General features: G+C 54.8%; 18 protein-coding genes. 7 read left to right on the plus strand and 11 right to left on the minus strand.

What is annotated here, in order from left to right; all coding sequences use genetic code 11:
- The first annotated feature begins 14 nt into the window (after positions 1 to 14).
- From AB8B75_RS11245 to AB8B75_RS11255, 3 genes are read left to right on the plus strand one after another with little or no spacing between them, the layout of a single operon-like run.
- The gene (locus AB8B75_RS11245) at positions 15 to 1,097 is read left to right on the plus strand and encodes an ABC transporter permease (protein WP_405362283.1); all 1,083 of its coding nucleotides are present in this window, start codon (positions 15 to 17) and stop codon (positions 1,095 to 1,097) included.
- Positions 1,097 to 2,017, plus strand: a complete 921-nt coding sequence (locus AB8B75_RS11250; protein ID WP_405362285.1) for an ABC transporter permease — start codon at positions 1,097 to 1,099, stop codon at positions 2,015 to 2,017. Before AB8B75_RS11245 ends, AB8B75_RS11250 begins: the two co-directional genes overlap by 1 nt.
- A gap of 53 nt (positions 2,018 to 2,070) precedes the next feature.
- A complete protein-coding gene (locus AB8B75_RS11255) occupies positions 2,071 to 3,150 on the plus strand; it encodes a BMP family ABC transporter substrate-binding protein (protein ID WP_405362287.1) in 1,080 nt (359 codons plus the stop codon).
- An 86-nt stretch (positions 3,151 to 3,236) separates the two neighbouring features.
- On the opposite strand, the gene ppk2 is transcribed toward AB8B75_RS11255, so the two are convergent.
- Positions 3,237 to 4,127: a polyphosphate kinase 2 gene (gene ppk2 / locus AB8B75_RS11260; protein WP_405362288.1), complete on the minus strand. Its 891-nt coding sequence runs from the start codon at positions 4,125 to 4,127 to the stop codon at positions 3,237 to 3,239.
- Between the two features lie 201 nt (positions 4,128 to 4,328).
- On the opposite strand from ppk2, the gene AB8B75_RS11265 reads away from it, so the two are divergent.
- Positions 4,329 to 4,646 (plus strand): DUF3775 domain-containing protein, encoded by a 318-nt coding sequence (locus AB8B75_RS11265; protein ID WP_405362289.1) that lies wholly within the window; start codon positions 4,329 to 4,331, stop codon positions 4,644 to 4,646.
- Between the two features lie 63 nt (positions 4,647 to 4,709).
- Here the strand turns inward: AB8B75_RS11265 and AB8B75_RS11270 are convergent, their stop codons facing one another.
- The 3 genes from AB8B75_RS11270 to AB8B75_RS11280 form a co-directional block, all read right to left on the minus strand.
- Positions 4,710 to 6,080 carry a glutamate--cysteine ligase gene (locus AB8B75_RS11270; protein ID WP_405362291.1) on the minus strand — a complete coding sequence of 457 codons (1,371 nt, stop codon included), beginning with the start codon at positions 6,078 to 6,080 and terminating at the stop codon, positions 4,710 to 4,712.
- Between the two features lie 67 nt (positions 6,081 to 6,147).
- Complete coding sequence (locus tag AB8B75_RS11275; RefSeq protein ID WP_405362292.1) at positions 6,148 to 6,669, minus strand: hypothetical protein; 522 nt, start codon at positions 6,667 to 6,669, stop codon at positions 6,148 to 6,150.
- A complete protein-coding gene (locus tag AB8B75_RS11280) occupies positions 6,666 to 7,409 on the minus strand; it encodes a 16S rRNA (uracil(1498)-N(3))-methyltransferase (RefSeq protein WP_405362294.1) in 744 nt (247 codons plus the stop codon). The genes AB8B75_RS11275 and AB8B75_RS11280 overlap by 4 nt, the downstream gene beginning before the upstream one ends.
- On the opposite strand from AB8B75_RS11280, the gene ubiA reads away from it, so the two are divergent.
- From ubiA to AB8B75_RS11295, 3 genes are all read left to right on the plus strand, one after another.
- Positions 7,410 to 8,372 carry a 4-hydroxybenzoate octaprenyltransferase gene (ubiA, locus tag AB8B75_RS11285; protein WP_405362296.1) on the plus strand — a complete coding sequence of 321 codons (963 nt, stop codon included), beginning with the start codon at positions 7,410 to 7,412 and terminating at the stop codon, positions 8,370 to 8,372.
- Between the two features lie 80 nt (positions 8,373 to 8,452).
- Positions 8,453 to 10,339 carry an OmpA family protein gene (locus tag AB8B75_RS11290; RefSeq protein ID WP_405362388.1) on the plus strand — a complete coding sequence of 629 codons (1,887 nt, stop codon included), beginning with the start codon at positions 8,453 to 8,455 and terminating at the stop codon, positions 10,337 to 10,339.
- Positions 10,332 to 10,658: a hypothetical protein gene (locus tag AB8B75_RS11295; RefSeq protein ID WP_405362298.1), complete on the plus strand. Its 327-nt coding sequence runs from the start codon at positions 10,332 to 10,334 to the stop codon at positions 10,656 to 10,658. Before AB8B75_RS11290 ends, AB8B75_RS11295 begins: the two co-directional genes overlap by 8 nt.
- A gap of 4 nt (positions 10,659 to 10,662) precedes the next feature.
- Here the strand turns inward: AB8B75_RS11295 and AB8B75_RS11300 are convergent, their stop codons facing one another.
- The 7 genes from AB8B75_RS11300 to AB8B75_RS11330 form a co-directional block, all read right to left on the minus strand.
- On the minus strand, positions 10,663 to 11,109 hold the full coding sequence (locus tag AB8B75_RS11300; RefSeq protein ID WP_405362300.1) for a universal stress protein: 447 nt from the start codon (positions 11,107 to 11,109) through the stop codon (positions 10,663 to 10,665).
- An 86-nt stretch (positions 11,110 to 11,195) separates the two neighbouring features.
- A complete protein-coding gene (locus AB8B75_RS11305; RefSeq protein WP_405362302.1) occupies positions 11,196 to 11,639 on the minus strand; it encodes a molybdenum cofactor biosynthesis protein MoaE in 444 nt (147 codons plus the stop codon).
- 3 nt (positions 11,640 to 11,642) lie between these two features.
- Entirely contained in the window at positions 11,643 to 11,888 is a 246-nt protein-coding gene (gene moaD / locus AB8B75_RS11310) for a molybdopterin converting factor subunit 1 (RefSeq protein ID WP_405362303.1), read from the minus strand.
- Complete coding sequence (gene pgsA / locus AB8B75_RS11315; RefSeq protein WP_405362305.1) at positions 11,888 to 12,553, minus strand: CDP-diacylglycerol--glycerol-3-phosphate 3-phosphatidyltransferase; 666 nt, start codon at positions 12,551 to 12,553, stop codon at positions 11,888 to 11,890. Before pgsA ends, moaD begins: the two co-directional genes overlap by 1 nt.
- Positions 12,554 to 12,699: 146 nt before the next feature.
- Positions 12,700 to 14,577: an excinuclease ABC subunit UvrC gene (gene uvrC, locus AB8B75_RS11320; protein WP_405362306.1), complete on the minus strand. Its 1,878-nt coding sequence runs from the start codon at positions 14,575 to 14,577 to the stop codon at positions 12,700 to 12,702.
- Positions 14,578 to 14,868: 291 nt separating this feature from the next.
- Complete coding sequence (locus tag AB8B75_RS11325) at positions 14,869 to 15,648, minus strand: SDR family oxidoreductase (RefSeq protein ID WP_405362308.1); 780 nt, start codon at positions 15,646 to 15,648, stop codon at positions 14,869 to 14,871.
- A 24-nt stretch (positions 15,649 to 15,672) separates the two neighbouring features.
- Positions 15,673 to 16,623 carry a calcium/sodium antiporter gene (locus AB8B75_RS11330; protein ID WP_405362310.1) on the minus strand — a complete coding sequence of 317 codons (951 nt, stop codon included), beginning with the start codon at positions 16,621 to 16,623 and terminating at the stop codon, positions 15,673 to 15,675.
- Positions 16,624 to 16,701: the final 78 nt, after the last annotated feature.

A 16,701-nucleotide genomic window follows, 5' to 3' on the forward strand; every position in this document is an offset into this window, starting at 1 on the left:
ACCGGGATCTGCCAGTGATTCATCTCGAAAAACGACCTGAACCCAGTTCTGTATTTTCCTATTTGACGCCTCTGCTCGCGGTGCTGGCCACATTCGTCTTTGGCGGTATTTTATTTGCGGCACTTGGCAAAGATCCGATTGTGTCGATCTTGACGATTTTTTGGGAACCGCTCTTTGGCGAGTTTTCGTTCTACTACCGGCCACAGCTTCTGATCAAAGGGGCGCCGCTCGTGCTCATCGCCATCGGCCTGAGCCTGGGTTTCAAAGCGGGCATCTGGAACATCGGCGCCGAAGGTCAATACATTATGGGCGCGCTTTTTGGCGCAGGCGTCGGGCTGGCATTTTACCCCTTGGAAAGCGCGTTCATCTTTCCAGCAATGGTATTGGCGGGCGCTTTCGGTGGTTGGATCTGGGCCATGATACCGGCAATCCTGAAAGTGAAGTTTGGCACGAATGAAATCCTGGTTTCATTGATGCTCGTATATGTAGCTGAGCAATTCCTTGCCTCTATGTCTCTGGGTTTACTAAAAAATCCGGAAGGGTTTGGGTTTCCCGGCAGCCGAAACTTGCAACAATATGCCTCGGCTCACAACGCTGAAATCATCGCCGGGTCAGGCATGCATTGGGGCGTTGTCGCCGCCATGATTGCAGTAATTTTCTCCTACGTCTTGCTCACCCGCCACAGGCTGGGATTTGCCGTCCGCGTCACGGGCGAAGCGCCGCGTGCCGCGCGCTTTGCGGGGGTCAACCCCAGCCGCTTAATCCTGTTCTGCCTGGGTACATCGGGCCTTCTCGCCGGTTTAGCGGGTCTGTTCGAAGTCGCGGGCCCCGCCGGTCAAGTCAGCATCGATTTCAACGTGGGCTACGGGTTCACCGCGATTATCGTGGCGTTTCTGGGACCTCTGAACCCCATTGGCTTCGTGCTTGCCGGCTTGCTGCTGGCGCTCACCTATCTTGGCGGCGACATCGCGCAAAGCCAATTGGGGTTGCCCGCCGCAGCCATTCAGGTCTTTCAAGGCATGTTGCTGTTTTTCCTTCTAGCACTTGATCTTTTGACAAACTACCGGCTGCGCTTTGGCCGGTCGGAGACCGCGTAATGGACCTGTCCGTCATCAACCCCGTTTTACTGATTGCGGCCCTGATGAGTGCGGCCACACCTATTCTTCTGGCCGCAATCGGTGAGCTGATCGTTGAACGTGCTGGTGTGTTGAACCTTGGGGTCGAAGGCATGATGATTGTCGGCGCGATCTGCGGTTTCGCTATTGCCGTGGAAACCGGATCGCCTATGGCGGGTTTTGTGGCGGCTGCTGTCGGAGGTGCCATCCTGAGCCTGCTCTTTGCTTTTCTGACGCAGGTCACGCTGGCTAACCAGGTCGCTTCAGGTCTGGCGTTGACCTTGTTTGGCCTGGGTCTCTCTGCGCTCCTCGGTCAGGGATACGTTGGGGTCAAACCGCCGCGCGTCGCCGACTTAAATTTCGGACCGCTGGCAGATATTCCAATCGTTGGGCCGATTTTGTTTTCGCATGATCCCATCCTTTATTTTGGCATTGTCTTGGTCGCAGGCGTGTGGGCGGTGCTGAAATTCACCCGCGTCGGTCTGATCCTGCGCGCCGTGGGCGAAAACCATGACGCCGCGCATGCCCTAGGGTACAAAGTCGTGCGCTTAAGGACACTGGCGATCATGTTTGGTGGCGCCTGTGCCGGCCTGGGCGGCGCCTACATCAGCCTGATCCGTGTGCCACAATGGACGGAAGGCATGACCGCAGGTGTCGGCTGGATTGCTCTTGCGCTGGTGGTATTCGCAAGTTGGAAGCCCTGGCGGGTTCTCTTGGGTGCTTATCTTTTTGGCGGTATTACGCAATTGCAACTGAACCTGCAGGGAGCAGGCGTTGCCATTCCTGTCGAATATCTGGCAATGTCACCGTATATCATCACAATTGTCGTGCTTGTTGTTCTTTCTGCTGACAAAAGCGCTGCACCTGGCTCTTTGGGCCGCATATTCCACGCCTCACACTAGGGGCAAATCAACGCCTCGCATAAGGGGCGAACTAACATGGGGAAGACCTGAAAATGAAAGTGAAAACACTATTGGCAGGTGCCGCAATGGCACTCGGACTGGCCGTCGGCGCGTTGGCCGATGGTCACGAGAAAACCAAAGTCGGCTTCGTCTTTGTCGGACCAATCGGCGATGGTGGCTGGACCTATGAACACAACAAAGGCCGCCTGGCGGTCGAAGAAGCCTTTGGGGACGCCGTTGAAACAGTCTACGTCGAGAATGTCGCTGAAGGCCCCGACAGCGAAAGGGTGATGACGCAGATGGCTCTGGACGGCGCCGATCTAATTTTCACCACCTCCTTTGGCTACATGGATCCCACGATCAATATTGCGAGCAAGTTTCCCGATGTGAAATTTGAGCACGCCACGGGATACAAGCGAGCCGACAACGTTTCTACATATTCCGCGCGTTTTTACGAAGGTCGCGCGATCCAGGGCCACATCGCGGGCAAGATGACCAAGTCCAACATCATCGGCTATATCGGCTCCTATCCGATCCCCGAAGTGATCCGCGGCATAAATTCCGCCTTTATTCATGCGCAAAAGGTCAATCCTGACGTCGAGTTTCGCATCGTCTGGGCCTACACGTGGTTTGATCCTGCAAAAGAAGCGGACGCAGCCAAGGTTCTGATCGAACAGGGCGCGGACGTTGTCTTGCAACACACCGATTCCACAGCACCGCAGGCCGCTGCGCAAGAAGCAGGCAATGTGGTGACTTTCGGTCAGGCTTCGGACATGGGCCAATACGCTCCGTTCCCGCGTGTTTCTTCGATCATTGATGACTGGGCGCCATATTACATCGCGCGCACACAGGCCGTGATTGACGGCACATGGGCTAGCACCGACACATGGGACGGCATCGGCCCGGGCATGGTTGGCATTGGCGAGATTTCAGACGCAGTCCCGGCCGACGTCAAAGAAGAAGCGCTGGCGATGAAAGCGGCGATTGCAGATGGATCCTATCACCCCTTTACAGGCCCTTTGAAAAAACAGGACGGTAGCGATTGGCTCGCCGACGGCGAGGTTGCGGATGACGGCACGCTGGCTGGGATGAGCTTTTACGTCGAAGGTCTTACCGGCGAAATTCCGCAATAAGATTGTAAAACAACGGAATAGGCCTCGCATATGCGGGGCCTATTTTATGATTGGCAAGCTTCGTTCGATCCGGCAAAGATTACGCGTTACTTCTTGCGCGTGCCGGGATGCAGAGACGCCGCCAGAATGTGGTCTGCCGCCCGGACAACATTTTCCGCTCGGTGAACGATATTCGGATCCGGCAATTGCGCGACAACCGTATCCTTGTCCGGGTAATCCAGTTCTGAAAGGAAGTGCTTCATGCAATTGAGCCGCGCACGCTTCTTGTCATTGGATCGTATCACCGTCCAAGGCGCGTCAGCCGTGTCCGTGTAAAAGAACATCGCTTCCTTTGCTTCAGTATAGTCGTCCCATTTGTCCAGGCTGGCGCGGTCAATGGGCGAAAGCTTCCAGCGCTTCAACGGGTCTGTTTCGCGAGATGCAAACCGCTGCTTTTGCTCGTCTTGCGTTACCGAAAACCAGAATTTGAAAAGTTTGATGCCGCTACGGACCAGCATACGTTCAAACTCCGGCGTTTGACGCATGAATTCGAGGTATTCGTTCGGCTCGCAAAACTCCATTACTCGCTCGACGCCTGCGCGATTGTACCACGATCGATCGTAGAGAACGATTTCGCCGGACGTCGGAAGATGCTTGATATAGCGCTGGAAGAACCACTGACCTTTTTCTTCTTCTGTGGGTTTGTTCAGGGCCACGACGCGTGCAGAACGTGGGTTCAAATGCTCGGCAAACCGCTTGATCGTTCCCCCTTTGCCTGCTGCATCGCGCCCTTCAAAAAGCATAACGATTTTTTGCCTCGTTTCTTGCAACCAATGCTGAACCTTCAAAAGTTCGACCTGAAGCGCTGCCTTTTCAGCCTCATATTCGGACCGTCCCATTTTTTCCGGATAGGGATATTCGCCCTTTTCAAATCCGATAATGCTCGCTGTTTGTTGTTCAACGGGCGTTGGTTTTGCAGTTTGCACGAGGTTTGTCATATGCTTTCTCCGAATACCAATGCACCTTATCCTTGGCGCGGCAGCTTCAACATTGATCTGCGTCAAATAACTTCGAAATGGGACTGTGCTTATCGAAGGCCACCTGGTGTCCAGCTTAGGCGCCGTTGATCTAGATCATATACGGGTCGGTCCCAACCTGAGATGGATGAGTCACAATTGACAATCACGGAGGGCGAGCCAATGCTAGATATTTCCACCACCAAAGTGGCTCAGATCATTCTGTTTGGGCACGAAATCGAACGCGCCGAAGGCGAGTTGCGCGGGTTCATTGAAACCCTGAATGAAGACGAGTGTTTCAGCCTGATTGCCTTAATGTGGATCGGACGTGACAGCTTTGCAACAGACGAATACTCAGAGGCGCTGGCAACCGCCAAAGGCGAAGCAGTGACACCAACAGCCGACTATCTTATCGGAACGCCACATTTTGCGGACCATCTTGAAACCGGTCTGGAATTGCTCGGGCTATCAGCCGCCGAAGCGGAACAGTCTTTGCTTTAAATCAGTTTCACTATGTTGGAGCGCTTTTAGCAATGCGTTGTGAGCATCACGAAAGAACTGAGGTCAGTAAGAGAATTCGCTGTAAATCCGGCTGAGGTCACCGTTCCACTCGCCATGATAGCGATCAAGCAACTCATCTGCAGGCGCTTTGCCGGTCTCAATACTCTCATGCAACGCGTTCAGGAAATGCGTCTCATCCGGGATCATGCCGCCAGCACCCGGGCGGGCGCGGGCCTTGAGGCCAGAATGGCTAATGGCAACGGTTTCACGGGCGATGTCATGCATTTTGATTCCATGAACTTCCGCTTGAAGCCCGTCGATCGACGCTGCCACCCGCATCAATTCGCGCGTACCAACCCCCCAGCCCTTGACCAGATCCCAAGCTGCATCGAGGGCGGTTTCGTCATACATCAATCCAACCCAAAAAGCTGGGAGCGCACACAATCTTCGCCAAGGACCACCATCCGCGCCGCGCATTTCTATGTATTTTTTAGTGCGCGCTTCGGGAAAGGCCGTGGTCAGATGGTCCGCCCAATCGGAAAGTGTCGGTATTTCACCGGGCAGCGCAGGCAATTCGCCCTTCAGGAAATCACGAAACGACATACCCAGAGCGTTGATGTATTGTCCGTCTCGGTAGACAAAATACATCGGCACATCCAGCGCGTAGTCCACCCAGCGTTCAAACCCCATCCCGTCTTCAAAAACGAAAGGCAACATACCGGTGCGCGCCGCATCCAAATCGCGCCAAACCCGAGACCGCCAGGACTTGTGCCCGTTCTCCTTGCCTTCAAAGAAGGGCGAGTTTGCGAAAAGGGCCGTGGCAACAGGTTGCAGCGCCAGAGCCACACGCATTTTCTTGACCATATCCGCCTCAGACCCGAAGTCCAGGTTGACCTGAACGGTACAGGTGCGGCGCATCATGACCCGGCCCATTGTTCCCACACGCGCCATGTACTCATTCATCAGTTTGTAGCGGCCTTTTGGCATCAGATCCATGTCGTCATGGGTCCAGATCGGGGCGGCACCCAGCCCGATAAATCCCGCTCCAATCTTGTCCGCCACGTCTTGCACTTCGCGCAGATGCACGTTCACTTCGTCGCAGGTCTCGTGGATCGTCTCAAGCGGCGCACCGCTCAATTCCAACTGGCCTCCGGGTTCCAGACTAATGTTTGCACCATTTTTTTCGAGACCAATCAAATGATCGGCCTCAAGGACCGGGTTCCAGCCGTGTCCATCTCGCAGGCCTTCCAGCATCACCCGGATAGAGCGGTCGCCGTCATAAGGCAGCGGCTTCAGCGTATCTTTGCAATAACCGAATTTTTCGTGCTCAGTCCCAATGCGCCAGCTTTCCTTTGGTTTGCAACCATCTGCCAGATATTGCGCCAATTGGTCATGGGAGGTGATCGGGCCGCCGCCAGACTGAGGGATGGACATAGGGGAGGCTCCGTTTGGTCATCGTATAGGTTTGGAAGATCAGGGATGGGATGATTTTGGCGAGGTGTCAATGCAGACTAATCTGTGCATTTTGGGAAGCATCGCGTTGCCAGATCACAATCAAGTGTTTCTCCTTTCCTTCTATGGCATGCAGCATGCGCTCGGTGCGTAGCCCCGATAGCGTGGCAAACGCGTCGAAAAGGGCCGCCGCGCCTTCCGCATTGATAGGGATCAGGAGCTCCGGCTGTCCAGGTTGCTGCAACCGCCAATGTGCGGGAAACAGCGTTTTGTCGAGTGTTAACCTCGACACCTCGCGCAATGCCACTGCGCCACCAGTGAGCGGTCCAAAATACGTGATCTGCCCCTCGTCCACGCGCACAGAACCTGGCCCCTCGCCACTTGCCCGGAAGCGGGCCCGTTGCGCACCGACCCAGATCAGGCAGGCGCCGGCAATGAGTAAACCTATGCCGGGCAGGATCAGCAATCGACCCGGCCCGATCAGCCACCAAAGACCCAGCCCAGCCATGACGGCCCCGGCAAGGACTTCACGCCAGCGCATGAGTTGCGCCTTGGCCTCGGGTCTGATCATGTCCAATCCCCCATCTGCAGTTGCCAAAATGTGAGAGCCGCCACGGCGGCAGTATCCGCGCGCAAAATGCGCGGCCCCAGTGAAACGGGATGCGTATGCGCCAGCTTTTGCATGCGATCTCGCTCATCTGGCGAAAATCCGCCTTCCGGGCCGATCAAGACTGCCCAAGGGCCTTTTTGCGGCAGCAGGTTGGGTTGTAAGTCGACTTGCGTCTCATCGCAAAACATTATCCGGCGCTTTGTGTCCCAGTCCGCCAGTATTCGGTCCAGCCGTCGCATCTCCGTAACTTCGGGCACATAGGTGCCACCACACTGCTCAGCGGCCTCTGAGGCATGAGCTTGCAACCTGTCGCGCTGGATGCGGCCCGAATTGGTAAAATCAGTCTGCACGGGCACAATCCTTGCCACCCCCATCTCTACGGCCTTTTCCACAATGAAATCTGTGCGTGCCTTTTTTATTGGCGCAAATAGCAACCACAGGTCTGGTGGCATCTGCATCAGCTTGGTTTGCTCTTCTACCACAAGCAAACCACCGCGCTTGCCTGCCTCAACGACCTCAGCACGCCATTCACCGCTCTGCCCATCAAACAACAGCACGTGCGCGCCCACACGCAGACGCATCACGCCAAAAAGATAATGCGCCTGCTCCCGCGACAGAGGAACAGATTGCCCCTGCCCCAATGTGTGCTCTACATAAAGCCTGATTTTCGCGGTCGCGTTTCGATCCATGGAGAGATACATATGCAAGACCTCAAGCCAGTACCAGATGGTCAGGTCGCAGATGCGGTAAAAGGCAACTGGGTCGATACCGTCGCCCCGCCATGGTCTCGCCCTTATCTGCGTCTGAGCCGCGCGGATAGACCCATTGGTACATGGCTGCTTTTGCTGCCTTGCTGGTGGGGACTTGCTTTGGCCATGGTTTATGATCAACGGGCCAGTTGGTTTGATCTATGGATCGCGTTGGGCTGCGCCATCGGGGCCTGGCTTATGCGCGGCGCGGGCTGTACTTGGAATGACATCAACGACCGCAAGTTCGACAGTCAGGTGGAGCGCACACAGTCGCGGCCGATCCCGTCCGGCCAGGTAAGCGTAACCGGGGCCGTCATATGGATGTGCATCCAATCGCTGCTTGCCTTCTGTATTCTGCTCACCTTCAACATCGCGGCCATCGGCATGGGCATCCTGGCGCTGCTGCCAGTTGCCATCTACCCATTTGCCAAACGGTTCACCTGGTGGCCTCAAGTCTTTCTGGGGCTAGCTTTCAATTGGGGAGCTATGCTGGCTTGGGTGGCCCACTCCGGTACACTGGACGCGCCTGCAGTCCTGCTTTATCTCGCCGGGATCGCCTGGACGCTCTTTTACGACACGATCTATGCGCATCAGGATACTGAAGATGACGCTTTGATCGGTATAAAATCGACGGCCCGTCTCTTTGGCGACAAAACGGCACCCTGGCTGCGGCGTTTTCTGATGGCGACCGTGGGTTTAATGGGATTGGCTGCAATATTTGCCGCCTTGCCAAAGGCCAGCGTGTTGGCGATGGTTTTTGTGTTGGCCGGGCCTTGGGCGATGGGATGGCACATGGCCTGGCAACTACGTGGGTTTGACTTGGACAATAGTGCAAAACTGCTGCAATTGTTTCGAGCCAACCGCGATGCCGGCTTGATACCGCTGTTGTTTTTTGCGGCAGCGTTATTGGTGTGATTGAAACTGTGCGGCTGGAGGCGTATCACAGCAGAAATTCGGCTACGGACTATCGGTGAACGCGCTTGCCTCAATATAAAATGATCTTCTCTGCCTTTGTTGCTGCTGCGGCCGCCTCCCTTTTTGTGGCGGATTCATCGGTGAAATTGGTGGAGGACTCATCGGAAATTGGCGTACGCTCAGCGCTGGATGAAAACGCGCTCACGTGGGTAGAAGTAGAGGCTGATGGGCTTCAGGTTACACTTTCCGGAACCGCACCCACCGAAGCACTGCGATTCAAAGCCCTAAGCGTGGCGGGATCCGTTGTGGATGCGGCGCGTGTCATTGACATCATGGAAGTCGAGACCGTTGCCGCCATTGCACCGCCACGATTTTCGGCCGAAGTTTTGCGCAACACAGCCGGTTTGTCGATCATCGGTCTCATTCCCCAAACCACAGATCGCGAGGCGATGGTGGAAGGGTTTGCGGCCATGAGCGAATTACCAGTCACGGATTTACTGGAAACGGCGGACTATCCTGCACCGGATGGCTGGGAAGATGCCCTAGCCTATGCCATAGAAGCGATCGAAGATCTGCCCCGCGCGAAGGTATCTGTCACGGCGGACCGTATTACCATCACAGCAATGGCAGACAGCGCCCAGGCCAAGGCAGCGATGGAGGACAGGTTGATCCGTACCGCGCCGCCCGAATTGGCGCTCTCTTTGGACATCTCGGCACCGCGCCCGGTAATCACCCCGTTTACATTACGCTTTGTGAAAGACGAAGGCGGTGCACGATTTGATGCCTGTTCCGCTGATACCGAAGCCACAAAAATTCGCATTCTGGAAGCGGCATCAAAAGCGGGATTAAAGACTCCCGCGTTATGCACGATCGGAATGGGCGTTCCCTCAAAAAACTGGGCAGCCGCTGTAGAAGCGGCGATTGCCGCGCTGGCGGATTTGGGGTCTGGCAGTGTGACCTTTTCAAATGCCGACGTGACACTGGCCGCTGCTGAAGGCACCGCTCAAAGCGACTTTGATCGTGTGACCGGCGAGTTGGAAAATGGATTGCCTGAAGTCTTTGCGCTATACTCCATTTTCCCAGACACGTCCGAACCGTCCGTTGGGCCGCCGGAATTTGTCGCGACGCTCAGTCCCGAAGGCCAGGTTCAACTGCGCGGTCGCATCTCCGACGAAAAAATGCGCGACGTTGCAGATAGCTTCGCGCGTGCCAAATTCGGATCTGGTAATGTCTATACCGCAGCTCGCATTGTTGCCGATTTGCCATTGAATTGGTCCGCGCGGGTACTGACGGGCATCGAGGCTCTGGCCTTTCTGAACAACGGCGCGGTGACCGTGACCCCGGAAGCCATCACACTTAGCGGAAAGTCTGGCAATCAAAATGCAAGTGCGGAGGTTGCACAGCTGATGGCAAGCAAGCTCGGACAAGAGGGTGTCTTTGATATCAGTATTCGCTATGCGGAAGAATTGGATCCGGTGGCTGCAGTACCCTCTCCCGAGGAATGCGAGGTGGCCATTTCGGAAATTGTGTCCTCAACAAAAATTGTGTTTGAACCCGGCAGCGCGACAATAGATTCGTCCGCCCTCAGCACAATGGACAGCATTGCAGACGTCCTTCAAAAATGCGGCAGTATCCGGCTAGAGGTACAAGGGCACACAGACAGCCAAGGCCGCGAAGAAATGAATTTGGCTCTTAGTCAGGCTCGGGCAGAGTCCGTGTTGAACGAATTGCGGGCGAGGCGCGTTTTGACCGGTTCTTTTGTCGCTAAGGGCTACGGCGAAACGCAACCTATCGCTGACAACGACAGTGACGAGGGCCGCGAAGCCAATCGGCGTATCGCGTTCCAGTTGATCCGGCCTGAACCATCAGTCCCGCAAGGTGATTCAGCACTGGAAAGCATCGCGGAATCCAGTGATATAGGCGCAAATACAGAAGCAACCGATGCAGAAGGACAAAACGATGAGTAGGATAGAGTTTGTCATCGCGACCGCAGCCATCCTGTTCGTGGCATTTTGTCTAGGTTGGTTCGCCCATTGGCTCGTGAACCGCTTTACACGGGTTGCTGCGGATGACGTCGCGCAATTGGACCGGATGAGCCAGGAGCTGCACGAAGCCGAAGAAACCAGAGACCAGGCCATTACCTATCTGCAACAACGTGAAGCGGACCTGACCAACCAGCTTACTCAAACTGAGTCGGAACTGCGTGGTGCCATGGATGGTCTGCGCGACGCGCGCCAAGAAGCAGAAGAACTGCGCGCGCAACTAAACCGTCAGCAAGCCATCTGAAGGTTCACATCACCGTCATATGCGCACAACTGGCCATACGACCGACACGCTGCGACGTGCTGCCCAGCACCAGCGCAGAAAGATTGCCGAGCCCCCGACGCCCCGTCACGATCAGATCTGAATTGACGGCTTTGGCATGCTCCAGCAACGACTCCGCAGCATCACCATCACCAACTTCGGTAACTATATTTGGCTGACCGGAGTCAGCTGCAATTTCTTTCGCCTGATCCAGCAATTTTTGGGCACTTTTCGCGACATCTTCCGAAGAAGGCATTGTCGTAGCCACATGATAGCCAGCCACGGCACCCATTGCAAAGGCAACAGTTTCCGGTTTTGGCGTGTGCAATACATGGACATCGGAATCGTACTTGGACGCCATGTCGCATGCCAGACGGAGCGCATTTTCAGACGGGCGTGACCCGTCAAAACCAACTGTAATTGTCTTGAACATCGCGATAACTCCTCTTTGTCATTTGATGACCTAAGAGTAACTCACGTGGTAAATTTCCACCTTGATGCACGTCAATGGCAGTGGTTTTACCAGCGTTCCAGAGCCTTTTCGTCTTCATCACGCGATGCGACCCATGTGGCTCCCGACGCAGTAACTTCGCGTTTCCAGAAGGGCGCGCGTGACTTGAGGAAATCCATCAAAAACTCTGCCGCGTCAAAAGCGTCCTTGCGGTGCCGCGCAGCAGTCGCAACCATCATGATCATCTCACCCGGCTTCAAGCTGCCATAACGGTGAATAATCAACACATCACCCAACGACCATCGGGCATTGGCCTGCTCGGCAATGTCGGAGAGCGCCGCTTCTGTCATGCCTGGATAGTGCTCAATTTCCATGGCGTGTAATGTTTCATCGCCGGTATCTCGCACCACGCCTGTAAAGCTTACCAAAGCACCTACATCCTTGCGACCGGCTGCGAAATTGCTGGTCTCCTGACTTGGATCAAAGGGCGCGTCCTGAACCGAAATGCGCATATTTCAACCCCCAGTCATCGGTGGGAAAAATGCAACCTCACGCACTCCATCAAGTTTGGCATCAAAATCGCTGAGTTCTTGATCAAGCGCGACACGGAGCGCGGATAGGTCTGAAAACGCTGCTGCATACCGATCTTCGCGTGCCACCAATTCATCCACAAGGTCCGAAACCGTCCGTGCAGAAGTTTCCAGCTTTTCGCGGGGCAGGCCGATCCGCTCGCGCACCCAGGCAAAGTACAGCACATCCATTAGATTTCGTCCTTCAAATGAGGCAATGACTTCATCAGGTAATCAACCCCCGTGATCAGCGTCAAGGCTGCCGCAATCCACAATAGACCCAGTCCGGAAATCCCAGCCCATTCCATTGCAGCGTGCTTCCACTGCAATCCCTGCAAATCGGGTTCTTCGCCCGCAAAAATGGCATTCACCATGTTCTGGTCCATACCGAAAGCCGACATGCCCAAATAGTGCTCGAACACCCCTTGCGAGAACAGAACGGCAATGGCGACCATCTGACAGGTCGTTTTCCATTTGGCCAACTGCGTAACCTTTAACGTGCCCGCTGTATCTCCCAGGAATTCACGAAGACCCGATACGAACACCTCTCGGAAAAGGATCACCGTTGCCGGCAGGACCAGCCAGGGCGACCAACTGGAAAACGCAATGATCACCATCAAGGCAATCACCACCATGGCCTTGTCAGCAATAGGGTCCAACATTGCCCCCAGTTTTGTTTCCTGTTTCCAGGCCCGCGCGAGGTAACCATCAAACCAATCGGTTATCGCGGCAGACACAAAAAGAACCAATGCAAACCAATCTGCATAGGGTCTGGTGAAATACAGAAACATCACAGCGACCATCGGGGCTGCAACCAATCTGATAATTGTCAGGATATTGGGCAATGTCAGTGTCATATCCCCACCTTACAACGCTAAAATGAGCTTCGAAAGCAGCAACAGCATCGGGTGCATCTGACCGCCTACTCGACGAGCAGAAACAGGTCCAAAACACTCAACATAAAGGTCAAAAAACAGTATCCTTGGGACGCGGGTCCTTCGGGTCAGCCGCGCTCGTGAAAGTAGTCGTAGATTTTCTCTGCCAAAGCGACGGACACCCCTTCGACTGCTTTAAGATCGCTCAGATTTGCCCGAGCAACAGCCTGAGCCGATCCGAAATGCGCCAGCAGCGCACGCTTGCGTGATGCGCCGACACCCGGCACATCGTCCAATGGCGTCGCACCTACCGCTTTCGCACGTTTCGCACGATGCGTGCCGATGGCAAAGCGGTGCGCCTCGTCACGCATGCGTTGCACAAAATACAGGACAGGATCGTTATGGCGCAGCGCAAAAGCAGGTTTGCCGGTGCGGTAGAACTCTTCTTTACCCGCGTCCCGGTCAACTCCTTTGGCAACACCGACCATCGGGATATCCTCAACCCCAAATTCCCTCATGATCGCGCGGACCGCACTTACTTGGCCCGCACCGCCGTCAATTAGCAACAGATCCGGCCAATGGCCCTCTTTGCGCTCCGGGTCCTCCTTGATCAACCGCTTGAAGCGGCGTGTCAGCACCTCTTTCATCATGCCGAAATCGTCTCCAGGCGTCAGATCCTCTCCGCGGATGTTGAATTTGCGGTATTGATTTTTCATGAATCCTTCTGGTCCTGAAACGATCAAGGCACCCACCGCAAAAGCCCCTTGAATATGCGAGTTGTCGTAGACTTCAATGCGCTCGGGCGGCGCTTTCAGATCAAAGGCTTCGGCAATCCCTTTCATCAAACGCGCCTGTGTGGCGGTTTCCGCCATTTTGCGTGCCAATGACTCCCGCGCGTTCCTCAGAGCACTATCGATAAGCTCCGCTTTTTCGCCTCGTTTCGGGACAATCAGTTCAACCTTGCGTCCGAGCTTGCCACTCAGCGCTTCTGTCATCAGGTCCGGGTTTTCAATATCGTTGCTCAAGATCAGCTGTTTGGGCGGCTCTTTCGTATCGTAGAATTGACCAATAAAGGCCTCCAGGGCCTCTGCCGCATCTACATCCGGCCCAACACGCGGATAATAATCCCGGTTGCCCCAATTCTGGTTGGCGCGGATAAAGAATACCTGAACACATGCCTGCCCTCCCTCCATATGCAATGCAATGATATCTGCCTCCGACACGCTCTTTGGGTTGATGCCCTGCGCGGTCTGAACCTGAGTCAACGCTTTGATCCGATCCCGCAAAGCAGCCGCGCGTTCAAACTCCATGGCCTTGGATGCGTCGCTCATCTCTTGGGCCAGGCGCGCCTGAATATCCGTGGTCCGTCCCACGAGGAACTTCTCTGCATCCCGCACTGTTTGCTGATAGTCTTCCGGGCTGATTTTTCCAACGCAGGGAGCCGAACAACGTTTTATCTGGTATTGCAAGCAAGGACGCGTGCGGCTTTCAAACATGGAATTGGAACAGTCGCGCAACAGAAAAACCCGCTGCAACTGGTTCAACGTCCGATTGACCGCGCCCGCGGATGCAAAAGGACCATAATAACTGCCGTTTTCCTTTTTTGCGCCGCGGTGTTTTTTAATCTGCGGGAAGTTGTGGTCTGCAGTTACCAAGATATTGGGAAAGCTTTTGTCGTCGCGTAAAAGCACGTTGAACTTAGGCTTTAGCTGCTTGATCAGATTCTGCTCAAGCAAGAGCGCCTCTGTTTCCGTCCGGGTGGTCAGAAACATCATTGAGGCTGTATTTGAAATCATCCGCGAAATTCGGCCCGAGTGACCGGAGGGCCGTGCATAATTACTAACCCGTGCCCGCAGATTTCTGGCCTTGCCGACATACAAAACACGGCTTTCTGAATCGAGCATCCGGTAAACACCAGGCGAGCTATCAAGTGTCTTTAGATAACCTTGAATAACAGCATAACCGGTCGCTACATCCTGTGGCTGAGTGTCAAGTGGTTCGGTCATACAACTCTAATGATGATTCTGTGATGCGCTGCACTGTAGCGCAGCCAACTGCAAGGGATAACCTGTCCACCGTTCATGTGGATAACTCTGCAGATAACTTCCAGAGATTTGGGAATTTTCGTTGTAATTGGGGTATTTCAACGATTTGCCTAATTTTTAGGCAATAACTCAAGACTTTGATTTCATTATATATTTTCTTTTTTGAGGCGCAAGTTTTTGAAAACAAAGACATTTTAGTAACGGATTTGTGACGCAAATTAGCGCGGTGCAAAACTCGAAACTCAGTCTGACTTATTCCACTCCAAGGACGTCCGGTGTTTGCCACGCAAGGTGTTGACCACCGTCCACACAAAGCAACTGCCCCGTTACTGCAGGGGCGTCCAGGAAGTATCCCAGGGCGGCAGTCATGTCCTGTGGGTTTGAGCCGCGTTCAAGCGTTGTGTTGGCCCTTTGTGTCGCGAAATGATCTGCTGATTGGCGCCCGCCCTGAAGCGTTGGACCGGGTCCGATGGCGTTTACCCGGATGGCGGGGGCCAAGGCTTGCGCTGTCGTGCGGGTCATTGCCCAAAGTCCCATTTTCGCCAGCGTGTAGGTCATGAATTCCGGCGTCAATTTGCGCACCCGTTGGTCAATCATATTAACGATCAATCCTGTCGACATCGGTTCGTTCGCGACATCCTGATCAGCGGTCAATCCTTGCGCTGCCATTGCCTGCGTCAGCAAGAAGGGCGCACGCAAGTTGCTCTGCATATGTCTGTCCCAATTATCACGCGTGGCGCTCTGCACAGTATCATATTCGAATATCGAGGCGTTGTTGATCAGGCAGGTCACAGGGCCATCAAATTGGCCCGCCGCCTTTGAAAAAAGCACCTCAGTTTGCGAATCCTCGAGAAGATCGGCCTGAATGGCCACGCCACGGCGTCCTTTTTCTTCGATCATGGCAACCGTTTCGCGTGCGCCCTTGTCAGAGGACGCATAGTGCACAACGACATCGTATCCTCGGTCCGCCAGATAAAGAGACATGGCCCGACCGATGCGATGCCCTGCCCCCGTTACAAGCGCTGTACCCATGCTCAAACCTCCTTCATTGTTTGATCACGTCAGAACGACAATCAGATAGGCCACGTACAGACCAGTCAAGACCGCCCCCCAAAACCGCGTGATATTCCAACACAAGTAGACGAAAGGGAACAAAAGAACAGAGGCGCCCAACATGACCCAAAGATCGAACGCAAGGAATTCCGGATCAACGGGAATCGGCCCAACAAAACTGGCGATGCCAATGATTGCCAGCAGGTTGAACATGTTCGAGCCGATGACATTGCCCAGGGCCACATCCGCCTGCCTTCTGAGCGCTGCCATAACCGTGGTGGCCAACTCCGGCAAAGAGGTGCCTATGGCGACCAGCGTCAGGCCTATGACCGTGTCGGAGACCCCGTAGGTTCTCGCAATAATGGTGGCATTGTCGACCAGCAAATCGGCCCCTAATGGCAGACCAATCAAACCAAGCACGAGAAACACCAGAATGCGCCACCAAGGCATGTCAGGGTCGGCGCCTTCGGGCTCTTCCTCGGGTGCGTCCTTGCCGGCCTGCCGATGCAGGTGTGCGTCGCGAAAGGCGTCCGCCAACATCAAAGACAACCCGGTCAATAGAACCGCACCCGCGATCCAGTCAAACACCCCACGAAACGCCAGCGCAATGAAAAGCACACTGGCCATGATCATAAAGTTATAGGTCTTGCGGGTGTTGCATTCAGACGTATGCATCGTAGCCAGCAATGCAGGTATGCCCAAAACCATTAGAATATTGGCGGTATTTGAACCAACCACATTGCCCAAGGCCAGCCCTGGCGCATTATCATCAACGGCCTGAATGGCGATAAGCAACTCGGGTGCCGAGGTACCGAACGCGACGATGGTAAGGCTCACGATGAGCGCAGGCACACCAAGACGCAGGCTCAAGTTCACCGCACCCTTGACGAGTGCGTCCCCTGCTAACAGTAGCAAAACCAACCCGAAGCCGCATAAAAACCACGGCATGATCATGATTTGTCGCCTTTTCCGCAGGCACAAGGCCCACGTCCGATGCGGTAGCGCCCGCAGCTGGGGCATTTTGTGTTTGAA

Origin of the sequence: Roseobacter sp. (genome assembly GCF_045106495.1) — a bacterium.
In the GTDB taxonomy this organism is placed as follows: Bacteria; Pseudomonadota; Alphaproteobacteria; order Rhodobacterales; family Rhodobacteraceae; genus Roseobacter.

Coding starts and splice junctions, on each gene's coding strand:
- AB8B75_RS11275 (WP_405362292.1), bottom strand. CDS start 6,669: ATGATCAGACCCGAGGCCAAGGCGCAACTCATGCGCTGGCGTGAAGTC.
- AB8B75_RS11300 (WP_405362300.1), bottom strand. CDS start 11,109: ATGTTCAAGACAATTACAGTTGGTTTTGACGGGTCACGCCCGTCTGAA.
- AB8B75_RS11280 (WP_405362294.1), bottom strand. CDS start 7,409: ATGTATCTCTCCATGGATCGAAACGCGACCGCGAAAATCAGGCTTTAT.
- AB8B75_RS11295 (WP_405362298.1), top strand. CDS start 10,332: ATGAGTAGGATAGAGTTTGTCATCGCGACCGCAGCCATCCTGTTCGTG.
- uvrC (WP_405362306.1), bottom strand. CDS start 14,577: ATGACCGAACCACTTGACACTCAGCCACAGGATGTAGCGACCGGTTAT.
- AB8B75_RS11250 (WP_405362285.1), top strand. CDS start 1,097: ATGGACCTGTCCGTCATCAACCCCGTTTTACTGATTGCGGCCCTGATG.
- ppk2 (WP_405362288.1), bottom strand. CDS start 4,127: ATGACAAACCTCGTGCAAACTGCAAAACCAACGCCCGTTGAACAACAA.
- AB8B75_RS11270 (WP_405362291.1), bottom strand. CDS start 6,080: ATGTCCATCCCTCAGTCTGGCGGCGGCCCGATCACCTCCCATGACCAA.
- ubiA (WP_405362296.1), top strand. CDS start 7,410: ATGCAAGACCTCAAGCCAGTACCAGATGGTCAGGTCGCAGATGCGGTA.
- AB8B75_RS11265 (WP_405362289.1), top strand. CDS start 4,329: ATGCTAGATATTTCCACCACCAAAGTGGCTCAGATCATTCTGTTTGGG.
- AB8B75_RS11330 (WP_405362310.1), bottom strand. CDS start 16,623: ATGATCATGCCGTGGTTTTTATGCGGCTTCGGGTTGGTTTTGCTACTG.
- moaD (WP_405362303.1), bottom strand. CDS start 11,888: ATGGATGTGCTGTACTTTGCCTGGGTGCGCGAGCGGATCGGCCTGCCC.
- AB8B75_RS11290 (WP_405362388.1), top strand. CDS start 8,453: ATGATCTTCTCTGCCTTTGTTGCTGCTGCGGCCGCCTCCCTTTTTGTG.
- pgsA (WP_405362305.1), bottom strand. CDS start 12,553: ATGACACTGACATTGCCCAATATCCTGACAATTATCAGATTGGTTGCA.
- AB8B75_RS11325 (WP_405362308.1), bottom strand. CDS start 15,648: ATGGGTACAGCGCTTGTAACGGGGGCAGGGCATCGCATCGGTCGGGCC.
- AB8B75_RS11255 (WP_405362287.1), top strand. CDS start 2,071: ATGAAAGTGAAAACACTATTGGCAGGTGCCGCAATGGCACTCGGACTG.
- AB8B75_RS11305 (WP_405362302.1), bottom strand. CDS start 11,639: ATGCGCATTTCGGTTCAGGACGCGCCCTTTGATCCAAGTCAGGAGACC.